Origin of the sequence: Streptococcus sp. (assembly GCF_019414905.1) — a bacterium.
Classification (GTDB): Bacteria; Bacillota; Bacilli; order Lactobacillales; family Streptococcaceae; genus Streptococcus.
In genome coordinates, this window is the sequence record NZ_DXLC01000215.1 from 1 (window position 1) to 9,037 (window position 9,037).

Below are 9,037 nucleotides of genomic sequence, written 5' to 3' on the forward strand. Positions count from 1 at the left end.
CTACTACACCTGCCACGAGTAAACCTGCCGATGAAAATGAAAAACAATCCAATACTCCAACTTCAGAAAATAAAAGCAATCCTCAGTAAGCACTTGATTTAAGAAAAAATTAACTCAAAAATAAAACTACACAGTCTCTCTTTGCCTTGACCACAATCAAGCCAAAGAGAGACTGTGTTTTTGTATAATTGATGTTTTAGAGGGTAGATTCTTGACCAATTTTATGAGATTCATACTCATAAAATTGAAACCTAGCTATGTTGTGATAACTTATTTGTCTCTAACATAAACTTTGCACGCGCCAACAATACTCTCTCATCTGCCCCAAAGGAGCTCAAGATCCATTTTTCATTTACCTTATATTCGAAATCCTTCTTCATGCAGAAGTTAGTAAGCCTTTAACATCTAACATAAATAGTCTATCTCAACCACTTCATAGATATTAGTTTCTATTTTGTTGTTTTTAATTATAATAGATTAATATAGGATATTAACAAATCGATTAGGAAACTCTAATTAATTTCTAAAAATGTTTAGTATCTACGGTGTACTAATCTAGATTCAATCTATTACATAAACTAGGACAGAAGAAAACGAGCATATCCAACTGATACAATGCTCGTTTTTTTGCTATTTTAGAGGTGGTTTTTTGCTTACTAAAAATTAAAGAATTCCATGGCCTGTTTGAAAAGCAATTCAGTATACTCTGGGTCTTCTTGGGCAATGGTAACCTGGTCTTGAATCAGTTCCAAGTCATCCGTTATCATGCCATCTGCTCCCAAATGAACTGATTTATCAAAGGACTCTGAACTATTGATGGTCCAAACGTACAATTTCTGATCGGTATTCCAAAGCTTGTTTACAAAATTTTCATCTAAAGTTGAATACTCCATGGTGTAACCTGTAGCCTTTGTTCTTGGAAAAATACTATTATAAGGTAGGATGAAATAGACTGGAATTTGTGAGTCATAGGCCAACACCTGGTCAATCACATGATAGTCCAAGGATTGCATTTGGTGACCATTCTGCTTAAGAACTGTTCCATATTTTTCCATAAATCGTTTCATCATATCTGGGCTATCTTTTCGACTGGTTTTAATCTCAATAAGGAGTTTTTGATGCAATTCATTGGCTTTATTGAGATAGTCATCAAAACTGGACACCTTGCTATGATAACCATTTTCTGAAATATCAAGTTTGGTTAATTCTTTCAAAGTTAAATCCTGTGGATTGGCATTAACTCCTGTCAGATTCTTGATATTAGCATCATGCATCATGACAAACTGGCCATCTTTTGTTTCCTGAACATCTGTCTCAACGAAATCTGGAGATAACTGAGCGGTTTTTTCTAGTGATTGGACGGTATTTTGCACACCATTCTTATTAGATACTCCCCTGTGAGAAATGATTAAAGGTTTATTGGCTACTGGAGCTTCTAAATAAACATAACCCTCAAGAGCGAAAAAGATACAAGCACAGCCCATCACTCCCCATCTCATCCAGTGGTCTTTCTTTCTCCTTGGTGTAATTTCTAGTTCTTCTCCCGTTAAGAAGGAAACAAACTTAATAAGAAAGTAAGTCAAGGCTATATAGTGGAAATTCTTAATCAAGACAAAGTTGATAATTCCCAGAACAAGAGATTCCTTGTGGGTCAGACCATCCATCAGTGCCTGACTTGCTAATATTGGAATCAATAAAAGAATGAAAAATAGGTAGGTTTTGACGACAATCCAAAGCAAGTTCCAAGTATAAAACCAGGAGTGCTTTCTTGTCTTCTCTAGACTGTATCTGACAGCTTCTTTGACTGTTTTCTTTTCAAATAAAAGCTGAGATAGGGCAAACATGAAACGCACTGAAATGTAAAATAGAAGTAAGGCCAGAATAGTAACCACTATACCTACTAGCCAATACTTGTCTTCCACATAATCAACGATAAAGTCCGGAATAACAATTTTATTTAAGTAGTAAATCTTTAAAATCTTTCGAATCACTGGAAAGAGCATCATGACATAAAAGAAGATAAAGGTTATCTTGGCAAGCGTGACTTGCTTCATAAACAAGAAACTTTGTCGAAAGACCTTGCGACTATACTCCAGCAAGGTCCTCTTTTCATGACATAATAAATGCCGAGCACCAATAAAGAGAAGTCCTATTTGAAAATAGGCGACCAATAAATTAACAATTACCAGAACAAATAAAGCAAGACTAATAAAGGGTGAGCCCGTTATAATAGCAAAAATATTATTGTAGGAAAGAAAGAGATAGCCTGTCTGACGGAGCAAAAGTCCAGCAATCCAAGAATTTGACGGTAACCAGACAAACTCAATCATCATGAAAGTCAAGAAGAAAAGAAAGAGTATTTTATCTAGATTAAAGTATATCTGCTTAAAACCTAGATTTTTAGGTTTTTCAGGTTTCATAGGCACTCCTAGTCAAATAATTGAGACAAGTCCAAGCCTCCAAAAGGATTGTTTGATAGGCTACTTTCTGTCTCTAACAATTCTCTAGCTTGATCCGACTCTAGAAAGGACTCGTAAACACGCGCCGTCATCCGAGCATCCTCTAAACTATTATGGGACTGACCTTGAAATCCGAGAAATGAGGCAACAGTTTGCAATTTGAGATTGGCAATACCATGTAAATCCGAACTCCGACGTTCAAAAGCTTCATCATACAGATCCACCTTGTACTGCGGGCTGTAGTCTAAACCATGCTCTGCTAGAATAGGCAAATCACTTTTAGCAGCATTGTAGCCTACCATGGGTAAAGAACCCACAAACTCTTGGAAATCTTTTATGACTTCCTCAACTGGAGGAGCATCTTTTAAGGTTTCAGCTGTAATTCCAGTCAATCCATTGATAAAGCTTTTTAGAGGCACACTAGTATGGACATAGGAATCATAGGCATCGATTTCCTGACCATCTTTAAAACGCACTGCCGATACTTGAATCAAGTGTGTTTGTCCTTCGTGCTGATTAAATTCTAAATCGAAAGCAATGTAATCTTCTAATCGTTCCATTCTATACCTCTCCTATACTGTCTCTGTTCTAATCAACTATACTATTCACAAACAAAAGAAGCCATCAGGTTAGCATTTAACCTAAACAGCTCCTTGATTATCCTCCAAATAAACGAGCAAAAAAGCCTTTCTTAGTGGATTGGACTTCTTCTTTTGCTTGGTCCAGCTCTAGCTTAAGATTTTCTTGATCCTTCATGGCTTGAAGGGTCAATTGTTGCTGCTGATCGAGTTGTTTGTCTTTCTCAGCAATCTGACGGTCTTTGATACGCATTTGCTCGTCTTTTTCTGATAACTGACGATCCTTGGCTTTTAATTGTTCATAAAGACGAAGAATTTCTGCATTCTTCTCATCAACCAGAATCTCCATCAGTTCACGTTGCTTGACATCTTCACTGACAGGCTCATCTTCAAAAATCGTTTTTTTATAGATTTCTTCTAGCTTAATCAAGCCACTTCTGGTAACGACTGTTACCCCTTTATCATTTTTATCTGTGTCTTCTTCTGGTAATTCTTTGACACGGTTATTGATTGCTTGGCGAGATAATCCTAAGACCTCTGCAATCTCACTGACGGTCATTTCAATACTCATAATATCCTCTGAAACGTTTTCTAGCTTTTCTTTACTTAAATCTTATCATAAGCTAGAAAAACTGTCAAATTTCCGCTTAATCTAAAGCCTTCAAAAAGGCTAACAAGACTTGGGCAGAGCGACGTCCAGCTTCGATAATAAACTCATCAAAAGAGATGTTTGCTTCATGGTTGGCATTGTCACTCATAGCTCGGATGACTAAGACTGGAAGATTAAGAGCATGTGCTGCCTGAGCAATAGCTGCCCCCTCCATCTCAACAGCCAAAACATCTGGGAAATGGGACTTAATCGCTTCTATCTTATCATTTCCTGCGACAAAACTATCTCCTGTAGCAATCAAACCAAGATGCCATTTTTGGTCCAATTGAGATAAACTCTCTTGGATTTTGGCGACAAAGGTTTTATCTGATTCGAAATAAAGTGGTTGTTGCGCCATTTGTCCATAAGCATAGCCAAATGCTGTGACATCCACATCATGATAGGCTAATTTGTCAGCAATCACAACATCCCCAACAGCAATACCTTCTGCTACTGCTCCAGCAGATCCCGTGTTAATCAAAGCATCCACTTGAAAATGATCAGCCAAAATCGCCACACTCATAGCAGACATGACCTTACCAATTCCACTTTCTACAAGAACGACTTCATGCGAGGCAATGGTTCCTGTGTGATAGGTATTGCCTAAAACAACTTGCTCCTGGGCATTGTCTAAATGCTGAACCAGATACGCCAGTTCTTCTGGCATAGCCGCAATAATTCCTATTTTCATTTCAATTCCTTTTCTATTACAAAAGTTTCATTGCTAAGACAAGCAAAATCAAGAGAAAGATGACTGCAAATAAAATCTTATTCAACTTAGAATTGAAGACATTTCTCTTAGTATTTTCAATGCGACGGCTTTTATGAATAGACGGTTCGACCTGAATCTTCAAGGTTTCCTGGCTAAAACCATGTTCCTTAGGATTGGCATAACCAAAACGGGAAGAAGAGGTTGGTAAAATCTTGGTCTCCTCATCATCTAGCAAAGGGGGACCTGAAATTTTTTCGCCTCTATTAGCTCTTTCAATCATTTCATCCGTTAATAAAGGTTTACTCATACTGACCTCCTCTATTTTTTGTGCAATTCCCAGTATTGAACAGCCATAATTGTCTTGGCATCACAAATATGACCTGATTGGATCAATTCCTTAGCTTCTTCTAAGCTCACTTCAAGGACTTCCAAGGTCTCATCTTCATCCTGCGGACGCGGATTTTCCACTTTCGTCAAATCGCTTGCTCGGTATAGCTTTAATTTTTCATTACAAAAGCCAATGGCTGAATAAAAGTCATACAAAAGTTCTAATTTCCCTGTGTAGGCTGTTTCTTCCTCTAATTCACGAAGGGCTGCTGCTATAGGGTCTGTGTTTTCTCCTACTTCCAACTTTCCGGCTGGAATTTCGTAAGAGATAGCCTCGATAGCTTTGCGGTACTGCTTGACCAAGATGAGTTTTTGTTCATCCGTCACAGCTAAAACACAGACAGCTCCATTGTGGAAAATCAAATCCCGTTGGGCAGTTCCCTTGCCTTCTGGTAATTCAACCTGATCTTGAACCAGTTTAAAAATCGGGCCTTGATAGATTTCTTTTCGGCTAAGCGTTTTTTCTTCAAATTCCATGATAGGCTCCTACTGATTCTTAGGATGATGAGGAAGACGTGTTGCATATTCGTCTTTGTTGACCTGACGACCGCGACCAATAGCAATAGCATCCGCTGGAACATCTTTAGTGATAGTTGATCCAGCACCAACGAGGGAATTGTCACCAAGTTCTACTGGCGCAATAATGGTTGAATTTGAACCAACAAAGACATTGTTACCGATGACTGTCTTGTATTTGTTTTTGCCATCATAGTTGACTGTAATAGTTCCAGCACCAAAATTAACCTTGCTACCCACTTCACAGTTTCCAATATAAGTCAAATGACCAGCCTTAGTATTCTCACCGATAGAAGAACCTTTAACCTCAACAAAGTTACCAATATGGACTTGGGCACCCAGACTTGAACCTGGACGAATGTGGGCATAAGGACCGACAGTTACGCCGTCTGCAACACTGCTTTCCTCAATCATAGAATTGGTAATGACAGCTCCTGCTCCAATAGTGCTGTCCACTACATATGTACCATTTGTCAAAACAGTCTCAGCACCAATTTGCGTTTGCCCTTTCAAGGTAACATTGGCTTCGATTTGAACTTCAGAAGCAATCTCAACATCAATATCAATATAAGTTGCTTCTGGGTTGACAAAGCTAACACCATTGACCATGTGCTGATGATTGATGCGGCGACGCATCACTGACTCAGCTGTCGCAAGTGCCACACGGTCATTTACCCCAAGACTTTCATCAAAATCTTTCAAAGTATAAGCGCCAACTTTTTCACCAGCTTCACGGAAAATACCAATAACATCTGTAATATAGTATTCTCCTTGAGCGTTATTGGTATTGATATTTTTCAAAGCCTCAAACAAACGCTCGTTGTCAAAAACATATGTTCCAGTGTTGATTTCCTTGATTTGCTTTTCAAAATCTGTAGCATCCTTCTGCTCAACAATGCGAAGAACCTCAGCATTGTCATTACGCACAATACGTCCATAGCCAAAAGGATTATCTGTTTCAGCAGTCAAGATAGTGGCCACATTCTTATGATTGATGTGGAAATCAATCAAGTTTTTCAAGCTTTCACCTGTGATTAAAGGAGTATCTCCTGCAATGACCAAGGTGTGCCCTGACAAACCTTCCAAAATTGGCTCTGTCATCATAACTGCATGGCCAGTTCCTAACTGTTCAGATTGAGTCACAAATTCTGTCTGTCCAGCCAAGACCTGCTCAACCAATTCTGCCTTGTGTCCGACAACTGTTACTGTCTTTTCAGGTTGGATAGCTCCCACACTACGGAAAACATGTTCCAACATAGAAATACCCGCAACTTTGTGCAAAACTTTTGGCAAATCAGATTTCATGCGAGTCCCTTTACCCGCTGCTAAAATAATGGCATAATTTGACATAATCTTCTCTTTTCTCTAGAAATTCCCTTTTATTATACCATATTTCAAATCATTCCGCTCCCTTGAATGAAAAAATGCTCCAAAGTCCTTTTCTTAACCCATTTTTTGAGTATTTTTTTTGATTTTTTTTCATTTTTAAGGTAAAATTATGAGATATGAGAAAGAAAATTAATCCGCTTATTTTATTTGGTTTTTTTGGGATTATGATTTTCATTTTAATCCTGAATCGCCCTCTTTTTGAGGACCATCCTGTAAAAACAAAGTCAAATATCGCGCAAGTAGAAACACAAGCGCTACACAATATAGATAAACCGGTAATTGATGTTTCTGGTTGGCAGCGTCCTGAGGAAATTAATTACGATACTCTGTCCCAAAACATTTCTGGAGCTATTGTTCGCGTCCATAGTGGCGCTCAAACGTCCAAAGAGAACGATGCTGCCTTTGTTAATGGGGTAGATAAGGCCTTTAAAACCCATATCACGGAGTTTCAAAAACGAAATGTCCCAGTTGGTGTCTATGCTTATTTAGCTGGAAAAAGTGTCCAAGAAATGGAAAAAGCCGCTGAAGTTTTTTATAACGCCTCTTCACCATACAGCCCTAGTTACTATTGGCTAGACGTGGAAGAAAAAACCATGTCCAATATGAACGAGGGTGTTGAAGCCTTTCGAGCAAAGCTAGAATCACTTGGTGCTAAAAACATCGGAATCTACGTTGGTGTATACTTCATGGAAGAACACAGTATTGATACAGGAAAATTTACGTCTGTTTGGATTCCTTCCTATGGTTCAAATACCGGATTTTTCGAAAGCAAACCTAATACGGACTTAGATTATGATATTCACCAATACACATCTAAAGGAAAAATTGCTGGCTTTGACCACGATTTGGACATCAACGTCATTTCGTCCTTAAAAAACAAAGAAGAAACCTTTAGAAAACTCTTTTTAAAACCTTAAAAGCATTTGTTTATCATTTGCTTTTTCTTTTTGTGTTTGATTGTGATACAATATAGTAAGGATTTTGTGAAATAGAAATAGTTGGAGGAAATATATGCTCTCATGGTTAGCACGTGTTATTAAAGGGATTGTCATTGCTCTTGGATTTATCCTACCGGGAATTTCCGGAGGGGTTCTAGCAGCAATCTTAGGAATTTATGAACGAATGATTGGTTTTCTGGCCCATCCCTTTAAAGACTTTAAAGAAAATGTTTTGTACTTTATTCCAGTTGCCATTGGTATGCTTCTGGGAATCGGCTTATTTTCCTACCCGATTGAATACCTGCTTGAAAATTATCAGGTCTTTGTCTTATGGAGCTTTGCGGGTGCCATTATTGGTACTGTTCCTAGCCTCCTCAAAGAATCAACTCGAGAATCTGACCGAGACAAGATTGATTTAGCTTGGTTCTGGGCAACCTTTATCATTTCTGGACTAGGACTCTATGCCTTAAATTTTGTTGTTGGAACCTTAAGTGCCAGCTTTCTTAGTTTCGTCCTAGCTGGTGCACTGCTGGCTCTTGGCGTATTAGTTCCTGGCCTCAGTCCATCGAATCTACTTTTGATTTTGGGCCTCTATGCTCCTATGCTGACAGGTTTTAAAACCTTTGATCTCTTGGGAACCTTCTTTCCAATTGGAATTGGAGCAGGTGCAACTCTCATCATTTTTTCAAAATTGATGGATTATGCCTTAAATAACTACCACTCACGCGTCTATCATTTCATCATCGGAATCGTCTTATCAAGTACTCTTTTGATCTTGATTCCAAATGCAGGAAACGCTGAAAGTATCCAATACACTGGCCTTTCTCTTGTTGGGTATGTCATCATCGCCTTCTTCTTTGCACTGGGAATATGGCTTGGTATTTGGATGAGCCAATTGGAGGATAAGTATAAATAATGGCAAAAAAAGTTAAAATCAAAAAAACATTAGTGGAACAAATCCTGTCTAAAGCAGGCATCCCACATCAGGGGATTCAAATCAATGCCCTGGAAGGAGAGCTTCCTCAAGGTTATGAACGAGATCAGATTTTCAAAACCTTGGCTCTTTTGGGAGACAAGACAGGACCGATTATCGGAATTGTCCCTATCACTCAACACTTGTCGGAAAAGAAACTAGCCAAAATTTCTGGCAATAAAAAAGTGAGCATGATTCCCCAAAAGGACTTGGAAAAAACAACTGGTTACATTCATGGAGCTAATAATCCTGTCGGAATTCGTCAGAAACACAATTATCCCATTTTTATCGATAAAATCGCCCTAAACTTGGATCAAATGATTGTCTCTGCGGGCGAGGTCGGACACAGCATTATCGTTGCTCCCCAAGATTTGGCTAGCTTTGTAAAAGCTGACTTTGTAGATATATTGGAGGACAGCCAAGAATGAAACTCTAC

At 38.5% G+C, this 9,037-nt stretch carries 10 protein-coding genes; 3 read left to right on the plus strand and 7 right to left on the minus strand.

All coding sequences use genetic code 11. The annotated features are described in order from the left end of the window. Nucleotides 1-656 precede the first annotated feature (656 nt). The 7 genes from QZ359_RS06425 to glmU all read right to left on the minus strand — a co-directional run bounded on the left by QZ359_RS06425 (nucleotide 657) and on the right by glmU (nucleotide 6,651). The gene (locus QZ359_RS06425; protein ID WP_261140444.1) at nucleotides 657-2,420 is read right to left on the minus strand and encodes a glycerophosphodiester phosphodiesterase; all 1,764 of its coding nucleotides are present in this window, start codon (nucleotides 2,418-2,420) and stop codon (nucleotides 657-659) included. Nucleotides 2,421-2,428: 8 nt separating this feature from the next. After that, nucleotides 2,429-3,019, minus strand: coding sequence for a 3'-5' exonuclease (locus QZ359_RS06430; protein WP_261121641.1), 591 nt, complete (start codon nucleotides 3,017-3,019; stop codon nucleotides 2,429-2,431). 97 nt (nucleotides 3,020-3,116) lie between these two features. Further along, a complete protein-coding gene (rocS, locus tag QZ359_RS06435) occupies nucleotides 3,117-3,608 on the minus strand; it encodes a chromosome segregation protein RocS (protein WP_000021242.1) in 492 nt (163 codons plus the stop codon). A 76-nt stretch (nucleotides 3,609-3,684) separates the two neighbouring features. Next, nucleotides 3,685-4,377, minus strand: coding sequence for a 5'-methylthioadenosine/adenosylhomocysteine nucleosidase (locus QZ359_RS06440; protein ID WP_218773975.1), 693 nt, complete (start codon nucleotides 4,375-4,377; stop codon nucleotides 3,685-3,687). A gap of 16 nt (nucleotides 4,378-4,393) precedes the next feature. Then, nucleotides 4,394-4,705 (minus strand): cell wall synthase accessory phosphoprotein MacP, encoded by a 312-nt coding sequence (gene macP, locus QZ359_RS06445; RefSeq protein WP_261012485.1) that lies wholly within the window; start codon nucleotides 4,703-4,705, stop codon nucleotides 4,394-4,396. An 11-nt stretch (nucleotides 4,706-4,716) separates the two neighbouring features. After that, on the minus strand, nucleotides 4,717-5,262 hold the full coding sequence (locus QZ359_RS06450; RefSeq protein WP_293964335.1) for an NUDIX hydrolase: 546 nt from the start codon (nucleotides 5,260-5,262) through the stop codon (nucleotides 4,717-4,719). A gap of 9 nt (nucleotides 5,263-5,271) precedes the next feature. Then, nucleotides 5,272-6,651 (minus strand): bifunctional UDP-N-acetylglucosamine diphosphorylase/glucosamine-1-phosphate N-acetyltransferase GlmU, encoded by a 1,380-nt coding sequence (gene glmU, locus QZ359_RS06455; protein WP_293964337.1) that lies wholly within the window; start codon nucleotides 6,649-6,651, stop codon nucleotides 5,272-5,274. Nucleotides 6,652-6,806: 155 nt separating this feature from the next. On the opposite strand from glmU, the gene QZ359_RS06460 reads away from it, so the two are divergent. From QZ359_RS06460 to QZ359_RS06470, 3 genes are all read left to right on the plus strand, one after another. Continuing rightward, the gene (locus QZ359_RS06460; RefSeq protein WP_261077166.1) at nucleotides 6,807-7,607 is read left to right on the plus strand and encodes a glycoside hydrolase family 25 protein; all 801 of its coding nucleotides are present in this window, start codon (nucleotides 6,807-6,809) and stop codon (nucleotides 7,605-7,607) included. Between the two features lie 94 nt (nucleotides 7,608-7,701). Beyond that, nucleotides 7,702-8,544, plus strand: a complete 843-nt coding sequence (locus QZ359_RS06465; RefSeq protein WP_261059524.1) for a DUF368 domain-containing protein — start codon at nucleotides 7,702-7,704, stop codon at nucleotides 8,542-8,544. Beyond that, complete coding sequence (locus QZ359_RS06470; RefSeq protein WP_293964341.1) at nucleotides 8,544-9,029, plus strand: aminoacyl-tRNA deacylase; 486 nt, start codon at nucleotides 8,544-8,546, stop codon at nucleotides 9,027-9,029. Before QZ359_RS06465 ends, QZ359_RS06470 begins: the two co-directional genes overlap by 1 nt. Nucleotides 9,030-9,037 lie beyond the last annotated feature (8 nt).

Coding starts and splice junctions, on each gene's coding strand:
- QZ359_RS06425 (WP_261140444.1), bottom strand. CDS start 2,420: ATGAAACCTGAAAAACCTAAAAATCTAGGTTTTAAGCAGATATACTTT.
- QZ359_RS06430 (WP_261121641.1), bottom strand. CDS start 3,019: ATGGAACGATTAGAAGATTACATTGCTTTCGATTTAGAATTTAATCAG.
- rocS (WP_000021242.1), bottom strand. CDS start 3,608: ATGAGTATTGAAATGACCGTCAGTGAGATTGCAGAGGTCTTAGGATTA.
- QZ359_RS06440 (WP_218773975.1), bottom strand. CDS start 4,377: ATGAAAATAGGAATTATTGCGGCTATGCCAGAAGAACTGGCGTATCTG.
- macP (WP_261012485.1), bottom strand. CDS start 4,705: ATGAGTAAACCTTTATTAACGGATGAAATGATTGAAAGAGCTAATAGA.
- QZ359_RS06450 (WP_293964335.1), bottom strand. CDS start 5,262: ATGGAATTTGAAGAAAAAACGCTTAGCCGAAAAGAAATCTATCAAGGC.
- glmU (WP_293964337.1), bottom strand. CDS start 6,651: ATGTCAAATTATGCCATTATTTTAGCAGCGGGTAAAGGGACTCGCATG.
- QZ359_RS06460 (WP_261077166.1), top strand. CDS start 6,807: ATGAGAAAGAAAATTAATCCGCTTATTTTATTTGGTTTTTTTGGGATT.
- QZ359_RS06465 (WP_261059524.1), top strand. CDS start 7,702: ATGCTCTCATGGTTAGCACGTGTTATTAAAGGGATTGTCATTGCTCTT.
- QZ359_RS06470 (WP_293964341.1), top strand. CDS start 8,544: ATGGCAAAAAAAGTTAAAATCAAAAAAACATTAGTGGAACAAATCCTG.